Origin of the sequence: Acinetobacter sp. TR3, from assembly GCF_027105055.1 — a bacterium.
Classification (GTDB): domain Bacteria; phylum Pseudomonadota; class Gammaproteobacteria; order Pseudomonadales; family Moraxellaceae; genus Acinetobacter.
This window is the reverse complement of sequence record NZ_CP114264.1, coordinates 1,150,530-1,173,614: the sequence shown is the minus strand read 5'-3', so window position 1 is coordinate 1,173,614 and position 23,085 is coordinate 1,150,530. Positions and strand designations below refer to the sequence as shown.

Annotated in this window: 9 protein-coding genes; 7 read left to right on the top strand and 2 right to left on the bottom strand. The window is 40.1% G+C overall.

Features of this window, described 5'->3' with window-relative positions:
- The first annotated feature begins 98 nt into the window (after positions 1–98).
- The 7 genes from dacC to purB all read left to right on the top strand — a co-directional run bounded on the left by dacC (position 99) and on the right by purB (position 8,247).
- Positions 99–1,247: a D-alanyl-D-alanine carboxypeptidase PBP5/6 gene (dacC, locus tag O1449_RS05485; RefSeq protein ID WP_269228291.1), complete on the top strand. Its 1,149-nt coding sequence runs from the start codon at positions 99–101 to the stop codon at positions 1,245–1,247.
- 90 nt (positions 1,248–1,337) lie between these two features.
- Positions 1,338–1,880, top strand: a complete 543-nt coding sequence (locus O1449_RS05480; protein WP_269228292.1) for a gamma carbonic anhydrase family protein — start codon at positions 1,338–1,340, stop codon at positions 1,878–1,880.
- A gap of 27 nt (positions 1,881–1,907) precedes the next feature.
- Positions 1,908–4,316, top strand: a complete 2,409-nt coding sequence (locus O1449_RS05475) for a hypothetical protein (RefSeq protein WP_269228293.1) — start codon at positions 1,908–1,910, stop codon at positions 4,314–4,316.
- A gap of 111 nt (positions 4,317–4,427) precedes the next feature.
- Positions 4,428–4,916, top strand: coding sequence for an NUDIX hydrolase (locus tag O1449_RS05470; RefSeq protein ID WP_269228294.1), 489 nt, complete (start codon positions 4,428–4,430; stop codon positions 4,914–4,916).
- Positions 4,917–4,920: 4 nt separating this feature from the next.
- Complete coding sequence (mnmA, locus tag O1449_RS05465) at positions 4,921–6,054, top strand: tRNA 2-thiouridine(34) synthase MnmA (protein ID WP_269239397.1); 1,134 nt, start codon at positions 4,921–4,923, stop codon at positions 6,052–6,054.
- Positions 6,055–6,072: 18 nt separating this feature from the next.
- Complete coding sequence (gene hflD / locus O1449_RS05460) at positions 6,073–6,804, top strand: high frequency lysogenization protein HflD (RefSeq protein ID WP_005217064.1); 732 nt, start codon at positions 6,073–6,075, stop codon at positions 6,802–6,804.
- A 54-nt stretch (positions 6,805–6,858) separates the two neighbouring features.
- The gene (gene purB / locus O1449_RS05455) at positions 6,859–8,247 is read left to right on the top strand and encodes an adenylosuccinate lyase (protein ID WP_269228297.1); all 1,389 of its coding nucleotides are present in this window, start codon (positions 6,859–6,861) and stop codon (positions 8,245–8,247) included.
- A gap of 112 nt (positions 8,248–8,359) precedes the next feature.
- Here purB and O1449_RS05450 read toward each other — a convergent pair whose 3' ends face one another.
- Together O1449_RS05450 and O1449_RS05445 are read right to left on the bottom strand one after the other, a co-directional pair.
- Positions 8,360–10,033, bottom strand: a complete 1,674-nt coding sequence (locus tag O1449_RS05450) for a ShlB/FhaC/HecB family hemolysin secretion/activation protein (protein WP_269239396.1) — start codon at positions 10,031–10,033, stop codon at positions 8,360–8,362.
- A gap of 2 nt (positions 10,034–10,035) precedes the next feature.
- Positions 10,036–22,818, bottom strand: a complete 12,783-nt coding sequence (locus O1449_RS05445; protein WP_269239395.1) for a YDG domain-containing protein — start codon at positions 22,816–22,818, stop codon at positions 10,036–10,038.
- Positions 22,819–23,085: the final 267 nt, after the last annotated feature.

Here is a 23,085-nt window from a genome sequence, read left to right as displayed (position 1 = left end):
ACTGCATGAAAAAGCCGACTTCTGCCGTAGAAGTCGGCTTTGCTTTGTCCTAAAATGCTAGGCTCATCTGCTTCACACAAGATATTGGAACACCTAGAATGACTCAAAAAAGCGCTCTTGCTGCATTATTACTTTTGCCAAGCCTTTCATATGCAGCGACTGTCCTACCGTCTCCACCAGAATTAAATAATAAATCCTATGTATTGATGGATTACGAGACAGGACAAATCCTTGCTGCAAAAAACGAAAATGAAAAACTCGCACCCGCTTCTATGACCAAAATGATGACAAGCTACATCATAGAACAAAAACTTTTAAAGGGTGAATTAACAGACAACGAACAAGTCCGTATGAATGAATCAGCATGGTGTCGTGGTACCAGTGCTGAATCATGTATGTATGTACCATTAAATGGTACAGCAACTGTTCTAGAAATGTTACGTGGTATTATTATTCAATCAGGCAATGATGCATCTAAAGCAATGGCCGAACACATTGCGGGCAACGAGGGTACATTTGCCCACATGATGAACCAAGAAGCCAAACGTATTGGTATGGTGAATACTCACTTTATCAATGCAACAGGTATGCCTGCTGAAGGTCATTACTCAACTGCTAAAGATATGGCTGTACTAGCGCAACATATTATTAAAGATAGCTCTAAATACTATCCAATCTATTCGGAAAAAGAATTTACGTTTAATGGTATTAAACAAGGCAACCGTAATGCTTTGCTTTATACAGATCCAAGTGTTGATGGTTTAAAAACAGGACATACTGATGAAGCGGGTTATTGCCTAACCACTTCAAGTAAACGTGGACCAATGCGTTTGATCTCAGTGATCTTTGGCACACCAAGCATGAATGAACGTGCTAGTCAAACTCGTACATTGTTAGCATGGGGCTTTGCAAACTTCGAGACTGCAAATGTACAACCTGCTAACCAAGTGCTTGCTAAAGCCAAAGTATGGTTTGGTAAAGAAGATAATGTTCAAATTGGTCTTGCTGAAAACTTCAACGTAACCATGCCTAAAGGTCAAGCGGACAAAATCAAAACTCAGCTTGTAGTTCAACCTAAATTGAATGCGCCTTTAGCCAAAGGTCAAGTTGTGGGTAAATTAGTGGCAAGCCTTGATGGTAAAGTCATTGCAGAGAAACCACTGGTTGCATTAAAGCCTGTTGAAGAAGCAAGCTTCTTTGCACGTATGATTGACCATATCAAAATGTTCTTCAGTAACTTATTCTAATTTTAGAATAGACTAATTAAGCATTCATGCTCTTGGGCATGAATGCTTTTTTATTTTATAATTCCATCATATTTTGTTTTGAAGCTTCTAATGACTAAGAACATTCGTCCGTATCTCGATCAAACACCTGATGTTGATTCAAGCTGTTATGTAGATGACATGTCTGTGGTAATTGGTGATGTCAAATTAGCAGAGAATGTTTCTGTTTGGCCCTTTGCCGTGATTCGTGGTGATGTGCATTCGATTCAAATTGGCAAAAATAGTAATGTGCAAGACCACTGTATGTTACACGTCAGCCATAAAAACCAAGCTAAACCAAATGGTTCACCTTTAGTCATTGGTGAAGATGTGACGGTTGGACATCATGTGACTTTACATGGTTGTACCATTGGTAATCGTGTCCTGATCGGGATTAATACCGTTGTTTTAGATGACGTGATTATTGAAGATGATGTAATGATTGGAGCAGGTAGCCTTGTGCCACCACGTAAAGTGTTAAAAAGCGGTTATCTCTATGTCGGTAGTCCAGTACAACAAGTTCGTGCGCTGACTGAAAAAGAAATGGAATTTTTACCTTATTCAGCACGCCATTATGTGAAAGTTAAGGATAATCATTTAGATCAAGCTCAATAATAGAAATATATATTTTAGGATTTTAAAATGTCATTGTATGAATCTTTAAAAAAAGTAAAAAGTGAAGAAGACGTTAAAGATGCTTATATTAAAGCATTGGGGCTAAAAGGTTACACCAAAGGTTTAATCGACATTCAAACCGAAGAGATTTGGTTTGAAGCAAAAGATACAGGTAAACACAGCAGTTATGCCATGTTTACCCAACTTTTGCATTATGTGCAACAATCGCTGAATAAAGGCGAAACTGTTCCACCCTTTCTTGCGGTAATTGATACCGAAAAAGCTGCAATTATGAAAAGCAGTGATGTAATTCCATTTTTAGAAAAGAAAACCGTAAAATGGGGTAAATCTGCTAGCCAATATACCCAAGAGGCATTAGAAGCGATTTCCGCCTATATTGGGACATATTTTGTCTCGTTCAAATTGGCGACACATGAAGAAGAATTTATTTCTACGGTCAAAGCAGCCATAAAATCGGGCGATATTATTCGTACCCAAATTACCCCTGACAATTTAAAACAAGTGTTTGATAAATGGGTGGTGATGATTGGCAAAGAGCTGTTAGGTGTTGCCAATGAAGATTATGCCTTGCTGTTTTTTGCGGATATTATGAATGATGGCAAAATCAGCACCCATAAAGACCTACCTGCCAAACTGATATTTATGGATGATAAACCTGCATTTATGCTGAATGGCAATATGTATGAGTTAGGCAATAAAGAAGGTTATCGTCGGTTTTGGGCGATTTATCACCGTCCGCCTAAAGAAGAATATCGTAATTACTTGCTTGAACGCCGAGACAGTTTAATTGCCATTGATGAACGTAGTTTTAAAGGCGCATTTTATACGCCCTTGCATGTGGTGGATAAAGCCTATGATATGTTAAGTGAAACTTTAGGCAAAAATTGGCAAAAAAATTATGTGGTGTGGGATATGTGTTGTGGCGTGGGCAATTTGGAAGTCAAACATTCCAACCACCGTAATATTTTTATGAGTACGCTTGACCAAGCCGATGTCGATGTGATGAAAGCCACTAAAACTTGTGTGGCTGCGACACGTTTTCAATATGATTATCTCAATGATGATATTACTGATGATGGCAAAATTGATTACAGCCTCAGCAATAAAGTACCGCAAGCCTTACGTGATGCGATTACTGAAGGCAAAAAAATACTGATTTTAATCAATCCGCCTTATGCGGAAGCTATGAATGTAGACAATGTAACAAAATCTGCTGGTAAAAATGCCGAAGTAAAAACAGGAGTTGCAAGTACACAAACAGCCCAATTTATGAAAGATATGGGTTATGCTTCTCGTGAACTATTTACTCAGTTTCTAGTCCGCTTAGCGATTGAAATTCCTAATGCTACTTTGGCTATGTTTTCAACACTAAAATACGTTAACGCACCTAATTTTCAAGCATTTAGAGAACAATGGAGTGCACAATATTTAGGTGGTTTTGTAGTGCATAGTAAAGCCTTTGATGGCTTAAAAGGAAACTTTCCAATTGGGTTTTTAGTTTGGAAAACCAATCAACTTTCAAAAAATAAAAATGTTATTGACTCAATCACAACTGAAACCATAGATAAAAAAGCTCAACCGATTGGAGAAAAGCAGTTCTTTAACATATCAACCGATAATTTTTTAAGTGAATGGATTACACGTCCACGTTCAAATAAAGTAGATGCTATTCCATTAAAGAATGCGGTTACACCAACGACAAATACGAAAGACGTTCGAGGTGATAAATGGGCAGATGGTGCAATTGGTAGCATGATTTGTAAAGGTAATGATTTTCAAAATGCCGCAACACAAACCGCATTACTGTCTTCTGGTTATTGTAGTGCAGGTGCTTTTTTTGTCACCGCCGAAAACCTTTGGCAAGCGGCGATTATATTTTCAGTCCGTCGCCTCATAAAACCCACTTGGCTCAATGACCGTGACCAGTTTTTACAACCGACCGAAGTACTCAGCGATGAATTTAAACAGGATTGTTTAATCTGGATGTTGTTTAATGGCAGTAACTTAACCGCCAGTGCCAATGATTTAGAATGGAATAATCAAAAGTGGTCGATTGTGAATCGTTTTATTCCTTTTAGTGAAAGCGAAGTGGGTGCGCCAGACCGTTTTGAAAGTGATTTTATGTTGCAATATTTAAAAGGCAAAAAATTCAGCAGTGAAGCAAAAAAAGTGTTAGCCGAAGGTAAAAAACTCTGGCAAGCCTACTTTAAACATACTGATAATCATACGGTGAGAGAAGAATTTAAACTCAATCGTACTGATGTTGGTTGGTATCAAATCCGTATGGCGTTAGTTGCGCGCAATGAAAGCGATGATTATACGCCCGTGTCGTTTGAAGCGTTTAAAACTGCTTATACTGCTTTGGGTGATAAATTACGCCCACAAGTCTATGAATTAGGTTTTTTAAAAACTTGATATTTTAGCTGAGCAATCAAAGGCTGTATTTGTAATGACTCCGACATGTATAACCTAGCCAGCACGCCCCAAATTTTGTAGAATACGTTTTTTAAAATCATGGTGCTTTCTATGACCGCTTGGACACCTCATGTCACAGTCGCCACTGTAGTCGAAAAAGACGGACGTTTTCTGTTTGTTGAAGAACACAGCGAAGGCTTTGTACATACCGTGTTTAATCAACCTGCGGGTCATGTCGAATGTGGCGAAACCATTGTTGAAGCAGCCATCCGTGAGACCTTAGAAGAAACAGGTCATCATGTTGAAATTGATCATCTGCTCGGTATTTATACCTATACTCCCCCGATGTTTCCAGATCGTACCTATTACCGTTTTTGCTTCTTGGCACATGTCACGACAGTTGAGGAAAATGCACAACTCGATACAGGTATTGTTGGTGCTGTGTGGATGAATTTAGAAGAACTACAAGAATCTGCTCGTGCGCGTAGCCCATTGGTTTTAAAAGCTGTTGAAGATGCTCTTGCTGGCAAAAAATACCCTTTATCGCTTATTTACGAGCACCCTTTTTCTCCCTCATTCACTTCTCATTTGGATGCTTAATTAGATGCAACAACGTGTCATCGTCGGTATGTCTGGTGGTGTAGACTCCTCTGTTTCTGCCGCACTATTACTTCAACAAGGATATCAAGTTGAAGGTCTTTTCATGAAAAATTGGGAAGAAGATGATGGTACGGACTACTGCACTGCACTTGAAGACTTAGCCGATGCACAAGCCGTTGCAGATAAAATTGGTATCAAGCTACATACTGCTAATTTTGCGATGGAATATTGGGATCGAGTATTCGAGCACTTTTTGGCAGAATATGCGGCAGGTCGTACCCCAAACCCAGATATTCTGTGTAATAAAGAAATTAAATTTCGTGCATTTTTAGATCACGCCATGACCTTGGGTGCAGACTTTATCGCAACGGGTCACTATGCCCGTCGTGGTGCAAGCATGCAGAATTCACGTGGCGAAACCTATGCCCCATTACTGCGTGGTGTCGATAATAATAAAGACCAGACTTATTTCTTACATGCGGTACATGGTCGTGAAATTAACAAGACCTTATTCCCTGTGGGCGAAATTGAGAAACCCGAAGTTCGTCGCATTGCAGAAGAGTTAGATCTGGCAACTGCCAAGAAAAAAGACTCGACGGGTATCTGCTTTATTGGTGAACGTCGTTTCACCGATTTCTTAAAACAATATTTACCTGCACAAGCTGGAAAAATTGTTTTAGAGTCAGGTAAAGAAGTTGGTGAACATCATGGCTTGATGTACTATACGCTCGGTCAACGCGGTGGTATTGGTATCGGTGGTATGAAAGGTGTACAAGAAGGTGCATGGTTCGTACTCCATAAAGATATTGCCAATAATCGCTTGGTGATCGGTCAAGGACATGAGCACCCACTCATGCAAAGCACACAGCTTTGGAGTGAGTCGATTGATTGGGTCGAAGGTGAACAGGACATCCCAAGTACAGGATTCCGATGCACGGCAAAAACCCGTTATCGCCAGCCTGATCAAGCGTGTACAATTTATCGTGATGAGCAAACCGAAAATGGTATTCGAGTTGAGTTTGATGAACCACAAAGAGCTGTAACTCCTGGACAAAGCGTGGTGTTCTACTCTGGAGAAGTGTGCTTAGGTGGTGGTGTGATTCACCATACCAATGCACCTGAACCAGATTTTATTTAAGGAAATTGGAAGCGAAGCATGGTGGAGTTACCCTTTCAGCACGCCCAAGCGTTGAATGTTCGACAAAATCGTGCTTTGGCATTGGCTGCTGTGTTTCAAGCAACTCAGCTCACGCATATGACTGCAATGGCGGGTCAGCAAAGTATTGGCGATAGCGGTAATTTTTATTTTGAACTACTGATTAAAGCCAGTCTTAATATTCGCCCAGCCACCAATAATGCCACTCAAACTTTAGATTTTTTTAATCAACTTGCAGATATCTCTCTTGGTTTAAAAACATTAGAAGGTTGTATAACCCAACCTTTTAATACTGCGCCTAAATCTCGTATTCCGAAAATGTCGACTGCTAAACTCCCAATGTCTTATGCAATGGCGTTATTGCAATTAGAAAAGAAAGTGTATAGCAATCCTGAATACGTCAAAATTATCGAAGCAGCTCAGCAAAAAATATTAAAACAGCTTTCATTTTTCGATAACAACTATTTGCATCCAAGTATTATCGCCAACCTTGCACAAACTTATGTGGAAACAGCGGGGCAAATCAATCCTCGCATTTTAGTTCGTGGTAATGCTGAAGCATTTAAAGACATCAATCATACCAACCGTATTCGTGCATGTTTATTTACTGGCTTACAACTTGCACATTTATGGAAGCAGCTCGGTGGTAGCTCTTGGAGTATGATTTTTACTAAACGTAAGTTATTACAAGATATTCAAGCTCTCGCTCGTTTACAGTATCAGGTGGTATAAACCGATGCTAAGACGAATTTATTTTTATGTTTATTCCAAAATTAAGGAATCTGTATGAATGCTTTAACCGCACTCTCACCACTTGATGGACGTTATGCAAGCAAATGTGATGCGTTACGCCCTTTTTTGTCTGAGTTTGGTTTAATCCACGCTCGTGTTACGGTTGAAGTGCGTTGGTTACAAGCACTTGCAAATCGTGCAGAAATCATCGAAGTACCTGCATTTTCTGCTGAAACGAATGCTGCTTTAGATGCGATTGTGACGAATTTTTCTGAAGAAGATGCAAACCGCATTAAAGAAATTGAACGTACAACGAACCATGATGTAAAAGCGGTTGAATATTTCCTTAAAGAAAAAATTGCCAATATTGATGAGCTACAAAATGCGGGCGAATTTATTCACTTTGCATGTACCTCTGAAGACATCAACAACTTATCTCATGCATTAATGCTTAAAAATGGTCGTGAAGTTTTAGTTTCAAGCATGAAACAAATCCTCAATGCGATTTCTGCTTTGGCAATCACACATGCTGAACAACCAATGTTGTCTCGTACACATGGTCAAACTGCAAGCCCTACTACGTTGGGTAAAGAGATGGCAAACGTTGCTTATCGTTTAGCGCGACAAATCAAGCAATTTGAAAATGTAGAATTACTTGGCAAAATCAATGGTGCTGTAGGTAACTACAATGCTCACCTATCTGCTTACCCAGAAATTGACTGGGCTGCACATGCTCAAGCATTTGTAGAATCTTTAGGTTTAGCATTTAACCCATACACCACACAAATTGAGCCACACGATTATATGGCTGAATTGTTCGATGCATTACGTCGTTACAACACGATCTTGATTGATTTTAACCGTGATGTTTGGGGCTATATCTCACTGGGTTACTTCAAGCAAAAATTAAAAGACGGTGAAGTTGGTTCATCAACCATGCCTCATAAAGTAAACCCAATTGACTTCGAAAATTCTGAAGGTAACTTGGGCATTGCCAATGCCGTATTAGGTCACTTAGGTGAAAAACTTCCAGTCTCTCGCTGGCAACGTGACTTAACTGACTCAACTGTTCTTCGTAACATGGGTGTTGGTTTTGCACAAAGCTTGATCGCTTTTGATGCATGCTTAAAAGGTATTGGTAAACTTGAACTGAATGCGAACCGTTTAAATGAAGATTTAGACCAAGCACAAGAAGTACTTGCAGAGCCAATCCAAACTGTTATGCGTCGTTATAACGTTGAAAAACCTTACGAAAAATTAAAAGCATTGACTCGTGGTCAAGCAATGACGCGTGAGATGATGGTGAACTTTGTCAAAGGTGATGAACTTGCACAAGTTCCAGCAGATGAACGCGCTCGCTTAGCTGAACTTAGCCCTGCAACTTACACAGGTAATGCGGCTGAACAAGCGAAACAAATTAATGATCTAATTAGCAAAATCTAAGTTTTGTTGATTAAAAAAGCAAAGCCTCGGCTTTGCTTTTTTATTTCTTAATTTTGCTCGTTAAAATCATCAGAATCCCAACGATTTTAACTGATCATAACTCGGTTCTTATTTAAAAACGTTTACTTAAATTAAGCCAAGCTTCGACGTCATTACGCTTATCAACGCTATCAGGTTGTGAGCCTATCGGGAACCCTACAGTTAATGCTGCTTGCCATTGCATCGCATTTGACCAGTTTAGTCCAAAACCTGCACTACTAATCTGTTCTATATTTTTGCCTGTTAAACCACTCCACTCTCGTGCTTGGTGTTTAACCGTTGCTGTATCGACATAGATCTTCGCTGCAAGTTGATTTTGTGCAGAAGCATATAAACTCTGTCTAAGTTCAGACAAAACGTAATATCCAGTTGAACCACTTAACGCACTATTCTTATATCCTGCAATATTCGACGCACCACCAACACTAAATTGCTGAGCGCTATCTAAATTATCAGGGCTATATTGTGCTTGTAAAGCTGCATAGATTTGGGTTTTTGAACCATTTAAATTTTGCAAGCGAGAGACATTCATAAAGGCACTAACAAATTCACCTTGTGTTTTTGCCGTTGCTTGATCACCAAGTTCTGCCATCGCATTTTTAAAATTAACCCGTCCAATATCTGTTGCAACGCCAAGTTGAGTTAAACCGCCACCTGCAAAATCATCATATTGAGAAGCATCTAAACGAATACGTCCGACATCAATATTCCGATCCCGATAAATTTCTGCGACGTTAATATCATCTTTCAGGCGTTTATGATCATATTGCACACCCAAAATCACTTCACTACGATTATTCAATAATATTGGTTGATTCAACCATACACTGATTTGCTGTGCTGTGCCCGTCGCATCTAAAGCTTTATATTCTTTACCTAATTCATAGGCTAAATCAGAATAACTCGCACCTAGACGTGTACCGATACCATTCATTGTTGCTTCGTAGCCCAGTCGACCAAAGTTTAGATTGCCCGATGTCATGCCATCCACAGTCAAGCGATCACCCAAACCCAAAGCATTATTGACTGCAACGCCAGCATTTAAACGCACTTCATGGGTATATTCATTGCCATAATTATCTAAACCGACATAGCCTGTCAGTGATGATGTTGGCTGAATATCAATTGTTAAATCACTGGTTCCAGCATAACGCCCTGCGCTAATGATATTACGTGTTTGAATCCCATCTAAACGATTCAACAATTTAAGCTGCTGCTGTAAAGTCGCCGAGTCAATAATATTGCCTGACTGTAACGGCTGCAAAATAGCTTGGATTAAGTGTGGCGATGTTTTGGTTTGATTATTGATAATGATACGATCATATTTTGCCTCCAAAATCGCAATCTTAACCACACCATTTTTCAAACTTTGTACAGGTAAATACGCCCGACTATAGGGATAACCCTGTTGTTGATAATAAGTCGTAATCCATTTCGTTAATTGCTGTAAATCAGCAAGTGTCAACATCTTAGTTTCAGCATCGGCAACCAAAGCATGTAAATCTGCTGTGCTAATGCTTTGATTTCCTGTAATTACAATCTGTTCAACTTTAACTTGCTGTTGAGCATCTGCTTGCGCGATTTGCATTTGTGCAGGCTGCTCAATATTCACCTCAGCTTGAGGTTGGTATTGCTGTATGGTTTGCTGTTGAAGAAGTAGTCCAGCATTTGGCACATTATCTGCAAAAACTGAAAAGCTACTCAGTGAAAGCATACTCATCAATAATGTTGTCTTCGGATATAACATAATTAAAAATTCCCCGTTAAGGTGTGAATACCATCCATGTTGATACCATCACCAATAATTTCTATTTCGATGTTATCCGACTGTTTTGGTTTATTTGCTTGTGGAGCAAAATGAATCGCTCGCTGATATGGATTACCTAATAAATCTTGCCAAATTGAGAGATTAGGTTGGCTCGGTTTTTCAGGTCCGATAGGTGGTTTTGGATCGACCAATGGCGCTTCAATTTTCAACATTCCAGCAGTAAATGTCAGATCATAGTTCTGATCATGACCACTGACCTGATTCTGATAGTTCCCTGTTGAAATGGCGCTTGCACCTGTCGCCGTTACATTTGTTAAAACTTCAGCACGTTCCCCATTCACTAAGCCTTGAGCAGTGAAACCATTGACTTGTTGTTGCTGACCGTTATAAGTCGTCGTTAAACTATTACCAATGACTTGTGCTTTGGCTTTTGCAATATTCGCTTGAGTCTGACTATTCGCTTGTAAGCTATAGTTCGCTGCATCTGTACCACTTAAATTACCTGATACATTTACATTTTTATTCGAGCCAGCATTTTTATCTGCAAATTGTCCTTGCACATTCAGGTTAACTTGGTCACCTGTGATCAAACCATTCAAACTACCATTGACGATCGCACTGCTTGTACCATCGTAAACTTTATCTTGAGCTGTCAATACACCTGTAATTTGTTTCTTGCTGATACTCGCTTGAGTCTGACTATTCGCTTGTAGGCTATAGTTGCCTGAATCTGTACCACTTAAATTACCTGATACATTTACATTCTTGTTTGAACCTGCATTTTTATCTGCAAATTGTCCTTGCGCATTCAGGTTAACTTGGTCACCTGTAATCAAACCATTCAAGCTACCATTTACAATTGCATTGGTTGTACCATCGTAAACTTTGTCCTGAGCTGTTAATACGCCTGTGATTTGCTTCTTGCTGATGTTAGCCGCCACTTGTCCAGTGGTGGTGAGTTCATAGTTGCCTGCATCCAATCCAACCAAGCTACTTGAAGCTGTGACAACTTTATTTTGACCTGCGTTCTTATCTACAAACTGTCCTGTTGTACCCACACTGACTTGATCGCCTGTAATCACATCACTTGCATTCAAACTACCATTTACAATTGCACTGGTTGTACCATCGTAAACTTTATCCTGAGCTGTCAATACACCTGTGATTTGTTTCTTGCTAATGTTGGCTTGAGTCTGACTATTCGCTTGTAGGCTATAGTTGCCTGCATCTGTACCACTTAAATTACCTGATACATTTACATTCTTGTTTGAACCCGCGTTCTTATCCGCAAATTGCCCTTGAGCATTCAGATTAACTTGATCACCTGTGATTAAACCATTCAAACTACCATTCACAATTGCACTGGTTGTACCATCGTAAACTTTGTCCTGAGCTGTCAATACACCTGTAATTTGTTTCTTGCTGATACTCGCTTGAGTCTGACTATTCGCTTGTAGGCTATAGTTGCCTGAATCTGTACCACTGAGATTACCTGATACATTTACATTCTTGTTTGAACCTGCATTTTTATCTGCAAATTGTCCTTGCGCATTTAGGTTGACTTGGTCGCCTGTGATTAAACCATTCAAGCTACCATTTACAATTGCACTGGTTGTACCGTCATAGACTTTGTCTTGAGCAGTGATACTACCTGTGATTTGCTTCTTGCTGATGTTAGCCGTCACTTGTCCAGTGGCGGTGAGTTCATAGTTGCCTGCATCCAATCCAACCAAGCTACTTGAAGCTGTGACAACTTTATTTTGACCTGCGTTCTTATCTACAAACTGTCCTGTTGTACCCACACTGACTTGATCGCCTGTAATCACATCACTTGCATTCAAACTACCATTTACAATCGCATTGGTTGTACCATCGTAAACTTTGTCCTGAGCGGTGATGCTGCCTGTGACTTGTTTCTTACTGATGTTAGCCGTCACTTGCCCATTGGTGGTGAGTTCATAGTTGCCTGCATCCAATCCAACCAAGCTACTTGAAGCTGTGACAACTTTGTTTTGGCCTGCGTTCTTATCGACAAATTGTCCTGTTGTACCCACGCTGACTTGATCGCCTGTAATCACATCACTTGCATTTAAGCTACCATTTACAATCGCACTGGTTGTACCGTCGTAAACTTTGTCCTGAGCTGTTAATACACCTGTAATTTGTTTCTTGCTAATGTTGGCTTGAGTCTGACTATTCGCTTGTAGGCTATAGTTGCCTGCATCTGTACCACTTAAATTACCTGATACATTTACATTCTTGTTTGAACCTGCATTTTTATCCGCAAACTGTCCTTGCGCATTTAGCTTGACTTGGTCACCTGAAATTAAACCATTCAAGCTACCATTTACAATTGCATTGGTTGTACCATCGTAAACTTTGTCTTGAGCTGTCAATACACCTGTAATTTGTTTCTTGCTAATGTTGGCTTGAGTCTGACTATTCGCTTGTAAGCTATAGTTCGCTGCATCTGTACCAGTTAAATTACCTGATACATTTACATTCTTGTTTGAACCTGCATTTTTATCTGCAAATTGTCCTTGGGCATTTAGGTTAACTTGGTCACCTGTAATCAAACCATTCAAGCTGCCATTCACAATTGCACTGGTCGTACCGTCATAAACTTTATCTTGAGCAGTGATACTACCTGTGATTTGCTTTTTACTGATATTAGCTTGTGCGGATGTATTGGCTAAAAGATCGTAATTACCTGCATCTGTACCCGTTAAGTTTCCTGATACATTTACATTCTTGTTTGAACCTGCATTTTTATCTGCAAATTGTCCTTGCGCATTTAGGTTGACTTGGTCACCTGTAATCAACCCATTCAAGCTACCGTTTACAATCGCATTAGTCGTACCATCGTAAACCTTGTCTTGAGCGGTGATGCTGCCTGTGATTTGTTTCTTGCTGATACTCGCTTGAGTCTGACTATTCGCTTGTAGGCTATAGTTGCCTGAATCTATACCACTTAAATTACCTGATACATTTACATTCTTGTTTGAACCTGCATTTTTATCTGCAAATTGTCCTTGCGCATTCAGGTTAACTTGGTCACCTGTAATCAAACCATTCAAGCTACCATTTACAATTGCACTGGTTGTACCGTCATAGACTTTGTCTTGAGCAGTGATACTACCTGTGATTTGCTTCTTGCTGATGTTAGCCGTCACTTGTCCAGTGGCGGTGAGTTCATAGTTGCCTGCATCCAATCCAACCAAGCTACTTGAAGCTGTGACAACTTTATTTTGACCTGCGTTCTTATCTACAAACTGTCCTGTTGTACCCACACTGACTTGATCGCCTGTAATCACATCACTTGCATTCAAACTACCATTTACAATCGCATTGGTTGTACCATCGTAAACTTTGTCCTGAGCGGTGATGCTGCCTGTGACTTGTTTCTTACTGATGTTAGCCGTCACTTGCCCATTGGTGGTGAGTTCATAGTTGCCTGCATCCAATCCAACCAAGCTACTTGAAGCTGTGACAACTTTGTTTTGGCCTGCGTTCTTATCGACAAATTGTCCTGTTGTACCCACGCTGACTTGATCGCCTGTAATCACATCACTTGCATTTAAGCTACCATTTACAATCGCACTGGTTGTACCGTCGTAAACTTTGTCCTGAGCTGTTAATACACCTGTAATTTGTTTCTTGCTAATGTTGGCTTGAGTCTGACTATTCGCTTGTAGGCTATAGTTGCCTGAATCTATACCACTTAAATTACCTGATACATTTACATTCTTGTTTGAACCTGCATTTTTATCCGCAAACTGTCCTTGCGCATTCAGGTTGACTTGGTCACCTGTGATCAAACCATTCAAGCTGCCATTCACGATCGCACTGGTTGTACCATCGTAAACTTTGTCTTGAGCAGTAATGCTGCCCGTGATTTGTTTCTTACTGATGTTAGCCGTCACTTGTCCAGTGGTGGTGAGTTCATAGTTGCCTGCATCCAATCCAACCAAGCTACTTGAAGCTGTGACAACTTTATTTTGACCTGCGTTCTTATCTACAAACTGTCCTGTTGTACCAACACTGACTTGATCGCCCGTAATCACATCACTTGCGTTCAAACTACCATTTACAATTGCACTGGTTGTACCATCGTAAACTTTGTCCTGAGCAGTCAATACACCTGTAATTTGTTTCTTGCTGATGTTGGCAGTCACTTGTCCAGTGGTGGTGAGTTCATAGTTGCCTGCATCCAATCCAACCAAGCTACTTGAAGCTGTGACAACTTTATTTTGACCTGCGTTCTTATCTGCAAACTGCCCTTGCGCATTTAGGTTGACTTGGTCACCTGTGATCACATCACTTGCATTCAAGCTGCCATTTACGATCGCACTGGTTGTACCATCGTAAACTTTGTCTTGAGCAGTGATACTACCTGTAATTTGCTTCTTGCTAATATTGGCAGTCACTTGTCCAGTGGTGGTGAGTTCATAGTTGCCTGCATCCAATCCAACCAAGCTACTTGAAGCTGTGACAACTTTATTTTGACCTGCGTTCTTATCTGCAAACTGCCCTTGCGCATTTAGGTTGACTTGGTCACCTGTGATCAAACCATTCAAGCTACCATTTACAATTGCACTGGTTGTACCATCATAGACTTTATCTTGAGCAGTCAATACACCTGTAATTTGTTTCTTGCTAATGTTGGCTTGAGTCTGACTATTCGCTTGTAAGCTATAGTTCGCTGCATCTGTACCAGTTAAATTACCTGATACATTTACATTCTTGTTTGAACCTGCATTTTTATCTGCAAATTGTCCTTGGGCATTTAGGTTAACTTGGTCACCTGTAATCAAACCATTCAAGCTGCCATTTACGATCGCACTGGTTGTACCATCATAGACTTTATCTTGAGCAGTGATACTACCTGTAATTTGTTTCTTGCTAATATTGGCAGTCACTTGTCCAGTGGTGGTGAGTTCATAGTTGCCTGCATCCAATCCAACCAAGCTACTTGAAGCTGTGACAACTTTGTTCTGACCTGCGTTCTTATCTGCAAACTGCCCTTGCGCATTTAGGTTGACTTGATCACCAGTGATGACACTACCTGCGTTTAATGCACCACTTACAATCGCACTGGTTGTACCATCGTAAACTTTATCTTGAGCAGTAATGCTGCCCGTGATTTGTTTCTTACTGATGTTAGCCGTCACTTGTCCAGTGGTGGTGAGTTCATAGTTGCCTGCATCCAATCCAACCAAGCTACTTGAAGCTGTGACAACTTTATTTTGACCTGCGTTCTTATCTACAAACTGTCCTGTTGTACCCACACTGACTTGATCGCCTGTAATCACATCACTTGCATTCAAGCTGCCATTCACGATCGCACTGGTTGTGCCATCGTAAACTTTGTCTTGAGCTGTTAATACACCTGTGATTTGTTTCTTGCTAATGTTGGCTTGAGTCTGACTATTCGCTTGTAAGCTATAGTTCGCTGCATCTGTACCAGTTAAATTACCTGATACATTTACATTCTTGTTTGAACCTGCATTTTTATCTGCAAATTGTCCTTGCGCATTTAGGTTGACTTGGTCACCTGTGATCAAACCATTCAAACTACCATTTACAATTGCATTGGTTGTGCCATCGTAAACTTTATCCTGAGCTGTTAATACGCCTGTAATTTGTTTCTTGCTGATATTGGCTTGTGCAGATGTATTCGCTGCAAGATCGTAGTTGTTTGCATCTGTACCACTTAAATTACCTGATACATTTACATTCTTGTTTGAACCTGCATTTTTATCTGCAAATTGTCCTTGCGCATTTAGGTTGACTTGGTCGCCTGTGATTAAACCATTCAAGCTACCATTTACAATTGCATTGGTTGTACCATCGTAAACTTTATCCTGAGCAGTCAATACACCTGTAATTTGCTTCTTGCTGATGTTGGCTTGAGTCTGACTATTCGCTTGTAGGCTATAGTTGCCTGAATCTGTACCACTTAAATTACCTGATACATTTACATTCTTGTTTGAACCTGCATTTTTATCTGCAAACTGCCCTTGCGCATTCAGGTTGACTTGGTCACCTGCAATCAAACCATTCAAGCTACCATTTACAATTGCATTGGTTGTACCGTCGTAAACTTTGTCCTGAGCCGTTAATACACCTGTGATTTGCTTTTTACTGATGTTGGCTTGTGCTGATGTATTTGCTGCAAGATCGTAGTTACCTGCATCTGTACCACTTAAATTACCTAATACATTTACATTTTTATTCGAACCCGCATTTTTATCAGCAAACTGTCCTTGCGCGTTTAGGTTGACTTGGTCACCTGTGATCAAACCATTCAAGCTACCATTAACGATCGCACTAGTTGTGCCGTCATAGACTTTATCCTGAGCAGTTAATACACCTGTAATTTGTTTCTTGCTGATATTCGCTTGAGTCTGGCTATTCGCTTGTAGGCTATAGTTGCCTGCATCTGTACCACTGAGATTGCCTGATACATTTACATTCTTGTTTGAGCCTGCATTTTTATCGGCAAATTGCCCTTGCGCATTTAGGTTGACTTGGTCGCCTGTGATCAAACCATTCAAGCTACCATTCACAATCGCACTAGTTGTGCCATCGTAAACTTTATCTTGAGCGGTGATGTTGCCTGTGATCTGCTTCTTACTGATGTTCGCAGTCACTTGTCCATTGGTGGTGAGTTCATAGTTACCAGCATCTAATCCAACCAAGCTACTTGAAGCTGTGACAACTTTGTTCTGACCTGCATTCTTATCTACGAACTGTCCTGTTGTTCCAACACTAACTTGATCGCCAGTGATCACACCGCCTGCGTTCAGGCTACCATTTACAATTGCACTGGTCGTCCCATCGTAAACTTTATCTTGAGCTGTCAATACACCTGTGATTTGTTTCTTGCTGATGTTCGCAGTCACTTGTCCATTGGTGGTGAGTTCGTAGTTGCCTGCATCCAATCCAACCAAGCTACTTGAAGCTGTAACAACTTTGTTTTGACCTGCGTTCTTATCTACAAATTGTCCTGTTGTACCCACACTGACTTGATCGCCAGTGATCACATCACTTGCATTCAAACTACCGTTTACAATTGCACTGGTTGTGCCATCGTAAACTTTATCCTGAGCCGTTAATACGCCTGTGATTTGCTTTTTACTGATGTTGGCTTGTGCTGATGTATTTGCTGCAAGATCGTAGTTACTTGCATCTGTACCACTTAAATTACCTGATACGTTTACATTCTTGTTTGAGCCTGCATTCTTATCTGTAAACTGTCCTTGCGCATTTAGGTTGACTTGGTCACCTGTGATTAAACCATTCAAGCTGCCATTGATGATCGCACTAGTTGTGCCGTCATAAACTTTGTCTTGAGCGGTGATGCTGCCTATGATTTGTTTCTTACTAATACTGGCTTGTGCTGATGTATTTGCTGCAAGATCGTAGTTACTTGCATCTGTACCACTTAAATTACCTGATACGTTTACATTCTTGTTTGAGCCTGCATTCTTATCTGTAAACTGTCCTTGCGCATTTAGGTTGACTTGGTCACCTGTGATTAAACCATTCAAGCTGCCATTGATGATCGCACTGGTTGTGCCGTCATAAACTTTGTCTTGAGCGGTGATGCTGCCTATGATTTGTTTCTTACTAATACTGGCTTGTGCTGATGTATTTGCTGCAAGATCGTAGTTACTTGCATCTGTACCACTTAAATTACCTGATACGTTTACATTCTTGTTTGAGCCTGCATTCTTATCTGTAAACTGTCCTTGCGCATTTAGGTTGACTTGGTCACCTGTAATTAAACCGTTCAAGCTACCATTGATGATCGCACTGGTTGTGCCGTCATAAACTTTGTCTTGAGCGGTGATGCTGCCTATGATTTGTTTCTTACTAATACTGGCTTGTGCTGATGTATTCGCTGCAAGATCGTAGTTGGCTGCATCTGTACCCGTTAAATTGCCTGATACATTTACATTCTTATTTGAACCCGCATTTTTATCCGCAAATTGTCCTTCCACATTCAGGTTGACTTGGTCGCCTGTGATCAAACCGTTCAAGCTACCATTGATGATCGCACTAGTTGTGCCGTCATAAACTTTGTCTTGAGCAGTGATGCTGCCTGTGACTTGCTTCTTGCTGATGTTGGCTTGTGCTGATGTATTCGCTGCAAGATCATAGTTACCTGCATCTGTACCACTTAAATTGCCTGATACATTTACATTCTTATTTGAACCCGCATTTTTATCCGCAAATTGTCCTTGGGCATTCAAATTAACTTGGTCACCCGTGATCAAACCATTCAAGCTACCATTGATGATCGCATTGGTTGTACCGTCATACACTTTGTCTTGAGCTGTTAATACGCCTGTAATTTGTTTCTTGGCAATATTAAGTGAACCATTTTCATATACGATATTATAGTTCGTAGTGGATGCTGCTCCAGCTACAGTGTTGGTATAACTACCTGCATTTCGATCGCTCGCACCAGAAGCAGTAACACCACTAAAAATATTTGCTTGATTGTTTACATCATTGCCTTTCAAACCTGCAATCGTAAATCCAGCGACATTCTGTACCTGACCATTATAGGTCGTTGCTAAGCTATTTCCTTTAATTGTGGCAGTGGCTTTAGTAATGGTATATGTGCCATTTACAAAGGTGAGATCGTAGTTTTTATCACCTTTTGCAGCATTACTATAAGCAACAGCATGTACATAGTTTCCAGCATCTTTACGTGTTGCAACAGCATTTACTGCGAGAACAGATTCAGTTTCTCCATCAATTAAGCCATCAGCACGGAAACTATTAATTTGTTGGTTAAAACCATTATATTCACGTGTTTCATCTAGTGCGTAAACTGTTGCTTTCTTTTTATTAATGACAAACTTGCCATCAACATACGCGATGTCATAGTTTTTGGTACTGCTATTTTCGCCTGTTACCTTGTTGGTATAATTCCCTGCATCTTTACCTGAAGCGCCTGTTATCGCGATATTTCCAAGCAATGACTCAGTTTCCCCATTCACCAATCCATCAACCGTATAATGTGGATTGTTAATTGATTGAGTTTTACCGTTATAGATTGTTGAATCACTATTTCCAGTGATAGTAACTTTGGCTTTATTAATCGTTAAAGTGCCTTCATTCCCGATAAAATCATAGCCGTGTTGGTTATCACTATAATAAATCGCTTTATAAAGACCTGCATCCGTTCCACTGGTTTGACCATTGGCAGTATATTTGCTGCTGTCTAATCCCCAAACATCCGCAAAATGTTGCTCTTTACCTGTATAGGTTGTGGTTTTATCCGTGACAGATAAATCTTTAGTCGTCAAAAAGCTTCGTAGTAAAGGTACGCTTAGACCGTCATAAATACGCCATGCCGTCTGTTTCCCCCCCAATGTGCTATCAGCATCAAGAAAAGTAAACTTAGATGCATCTTTCATTTCAGCATTGGTCAAACCAGAACTTGCACTACTCCCTGCGCTGGCATTTTGCAGCGTGGTCTCTTTATTCCAGTGACCATTACTCACGGTTGCGTTGTTATTATTTCCAACTAAACCACCAACCAGACTATTCCCTGTAACACGCCCAGTGGCATAGGCATTTTGGATCGTTGCTTGGTTTTGGTTACTTCCCACTAAGCCCGCAACATTACTCAATCCACTGACAGCACCAGTTGCATAGGTATCTTTAATGATTGCATTTTGATTAGTACCGACCAGACCACCAACCTGATTCTGACCTGTCACTTGACTGGTTGAATATGCACTTTCTATTTTTGAACCATCTTGTTGCTGTCCAACCAATCCACCCACAGCATCACCCGTACCTACAACCGATCCAGTACTATAAATGCTATAAAGTTGTGAACTCTGTGTACTGCTTCCAACGACAGCACCGACATGGTTTTGACCTTTGATATTGCTATTCACGACACCAAAGTTTTTAAGATTGGCGTTCTGAATATAGCCAAATAAGCCAACGTTATCCGTGGTTTCACGAGAAATATATAAATCTGAAATTTGATGACCTAAACCATCTAATTTACCTGTAAAAGCGTGACTACTATCACCAAGCGGATTAAAGCCAATACCAGTTGCATCACCCCAAAATTGTGAGTTTTTGGCATCAATGTCATTACCCAGTAGGTAATTACCTGCAAGGTTTTGATTTATGTTTTGTAGTTGATTTAGATTTTGGATAACGCTGTAGTAACCGCCCAATTGATCTTGTTTGTTAACGACTTGGTTTGGACCAATATGATCTTTAAAATACGGCGTGGTTTGATTATCAGCATTTGCCCAAATTTTATCAAAATCAAAGCCAATAAACTTATTCGCATTGAACATTTCATCGCTGGTCAAACCACTGGTATTCGCACTACCTGAGCTGGTATCTAATCCTGTTTTATTCTTATCCCAATAACTATTACTTACTACACCCTGAACATTTTTACCGAGTAAACCACCGACTGTTGTCGCCCCTGTCACTTTTCCAAGTGCATAGGTATTTTCAATCTTTGCAGCAAGGTTTTCTCCAACCAAACCACCGACACGATCAGTACCTGTAACCGCTCCAGTCGCATAAGCATTTTTAACCTCGGCGTCATAATAGTTATTTCCAACTAAACCACCAACATTTTGTTCGCCAGTGACAGCTCCTGTTGCATAGGCATTATTGATTGTACCGCCATGATTATTATCTCCAACCAGACCACCAACAATATCAGTACCATTCACATTTCCAGAAGCATAGACATTCTCGATAACTGCGCCATCATTCCCCCCAACTAAACCACCGATATAAGTTGAGTTTTGTGCGCCAGTGACATTCCCCGTCGCATAAGAATTTTTAATGGTACTGCCATCAAAATTTCCTCCGACTAGACCACCAACAGTCCCATAGCCTTGAACAGATCCCGTATTAAATACATTCTCAACTAAACTTTGATGACCACTTTGCCCGACTAAACCGCCGACAAAACTGTCACCAATGACTGAACCACCAACCAAACCGACGTTACGAATGACAGCACCATCAATATGCCCAAACAATCCAACGTCATAACTATAGGGGCGATTGATCGTGAGATGGCTCACTGTATGCCCTAAGCCATCAAAACGTCCTGTAAAATAATCAAACTCATTACCGAGTGGATTAAAACCTTTTTCGTCTCCAACACCCCAATCTTTGGTCACCGTGGCATCAATATCTGTTCCAAGTACGTAATTACCTGCCAGTGCATTATTGATATTTTGTAAAGCCTGTAAATCAGTCACAACCTTATAATCAATACGTTTGCTGACATCCGTACCTTTTTGCGTGCTAAAATTTTGCCCCGCTTTTAAATTTATCTTCGCGCCATTTTTAATATAATAATTGGCACTTTCACTGCCATTTTGCCCATATAACAACACCACTTTACCATCTTGGTTTTGTGCCGTAATACTGGCATTCACATTAATATCGTTATGTGCTTTTAGTGTCAGTGTGGTGTCTTTATTCCATGTAACTGCCGCATTAACATTGATATCACCCTTTTCTGACCCAGCATTTTGTGTTTCTAAAATGACGGAGGTGCTGTTCAAATTATTTTGTAATGTCGTTGCACCAATACCACTACCCGTTTGAGCAGCCGAGCCAGCATTGATACTAAAATCAGTTGGGTCGATCAGCCACGTTCCTGTTTTACCGCCATCAGATAAAGTCGAAACGTGTGTGCTATCGGCAATTTTCACCTGCGCTGCACTGGTTTCAATGAAACCACCCGCATGACCATTATGACCTTCTGATTTTAAAACACCACTGACATTGGTTGTACCTTGTTGCATATCCGCAACCAAAACAATTTCACCTTTGGCATTTTGACTCAAACGATTGGCTTCAATAATACCGCTATGATTCACCACGGCTTTGCTTAAGCTATCTTTGGCTTTTGCAGTTAAATAAATTGCACCGTTATTGGCAAGAATCGCGCCACGGTTATCAATCAGACCTTGCAACGTCCCAATTTCAACTTTGTATTCAGTCAGTTGACCATCTTGTAATTTTAAAGTGACTTGATCTGCTGCGGTTAAATGGATCACACCATTATGTGCCTGAATCTGCCCATCATTGATGACAGTTGGTGCAATAAATGCAACGACACCACCATTGGCAATAACTGAACCATAGTTCTCAACACTGGCAGCATTAGATTGATTTTTAAGGGTAAAGTTTCCACTGATAATATCACTATCTGTGACATTCAGTGTTGATGCAACAATCCCACCGACATTGACTTGTGCCGTTTTAGAAAAAATCACACCATTCGGATTCAATAAAAAAACTTGCCCGTTGGCATTCAGTTTCCCCATAATTTGACTGGCGTTACTATCCAAAACACGATTTACTGCAATCGAAGAAGTATTTGGCTGATAGAAATTGACCGTCGCATTTTGTCCAATGTTAAACGTATCCCATTGGATACCTACGTTCTGACTATTTTGATGGACATTTAACGTATTATTATTTTGACTTACTTGTGCCGAGCCAACTGTGACATTACCACCTGTTGGCAATTGTACATCAGATACTCCTGCCCAAAGCGAGATCGGTAGCAGCGCTAAACTTAATAAAGATAAACGTAGGGTCTGAAACCAAGTTTTTGTCTCTTTAACATGCCCTGTCACCGTTGAACTCTGACCGCCTCGCGAATGACTTCGTGTTAATTCCGAAGTCACCTGCCAACAACCTAGACTCTTATTCCATACTGTCTTATAGACTTTATTCATCTCTACGCTACCCCAGAACTAAATATCAGCGCTCAATTTTAAATTTCCATTTCATTTTAATTTTCAACAAAATGGACGCAAAAAAAATAATTTATGTGTCTTTGATATCATTTTAGATAAAACAAAGATAATAAAAGCACATTATTTTTAAATAATAAGCACATTTAAAAATAACAAATACCAAAACATATAAAATCAGCACAAAGATACAATATTTATATTTATTTTAAAACCATATTATTTTTAAATTAGGGGCTTAGGAAGTTA

Excerpts from the sequence above, each read along its gene's own strand:
- mnmA (WP_269239397.1), top strand. The coding sequence starts at position 4,921 with ATGCAACAACGTGTCATCGTCGGTATGTCTGGTGGTGTAGACTCCTCT.
- O1449_RS05475 (WP_269228293.1), top strand. The coding sequence starts at position 1,908 with ATGTCATTGTATGAATCTTTAAAAAAAGTAAAAAGTGAAGAAGACGTT.
- O1449_RS05480 (WP_269228292.1), top strand. The coding sequence starts at position 1,338 with ATGACTAAGAACATTCGTCCGTATCTCGATCAAACACCTGATGTTGAT.
- O1449_RS05445 (WP_269239395.1), bottom strand. The coding sequence starts at position 22,818 with ATGAATAAAGTCTATAAGACAGTATGGAATAAGAGTCTAGGTTGTTGG.
- purB (WP_269228297.1), top strand. The coding sequence starts at position 6,859 with ATGAATGCTTTAACCGCACTCTCACCACTTGATGGACGTTATGCAAGC.
- dacC (WP_269228291.1), top strand. The coding sequence starts at position 99 with ATGACTCAAAAAAGCGCTCTTGCTGCATTATTACTTTTGCCAAGCCTT.
- O1449_RS05470 (WP_269228294.1), top strand. The coding sequence starts at position 4,428 with ATGACCGCTTGGACACCTCATGTCACAGTCGCCACTGTAGTCGAAAAA.
- O1449_RS05450 (WP_269239396.1), bottom strand. The coding sequence starts at position 10,033 with ATGTTATATCCGAAGACAACATTATTGATGAGTATGCTTTCACTGAGT.
- hflD (WP_005217064.1), top strand. The coding sequence starts at position 6,073 with ATGGTGGAGTTACCCTTTCAGCACGCCCAAGCGTTGAATGTTCGACAA.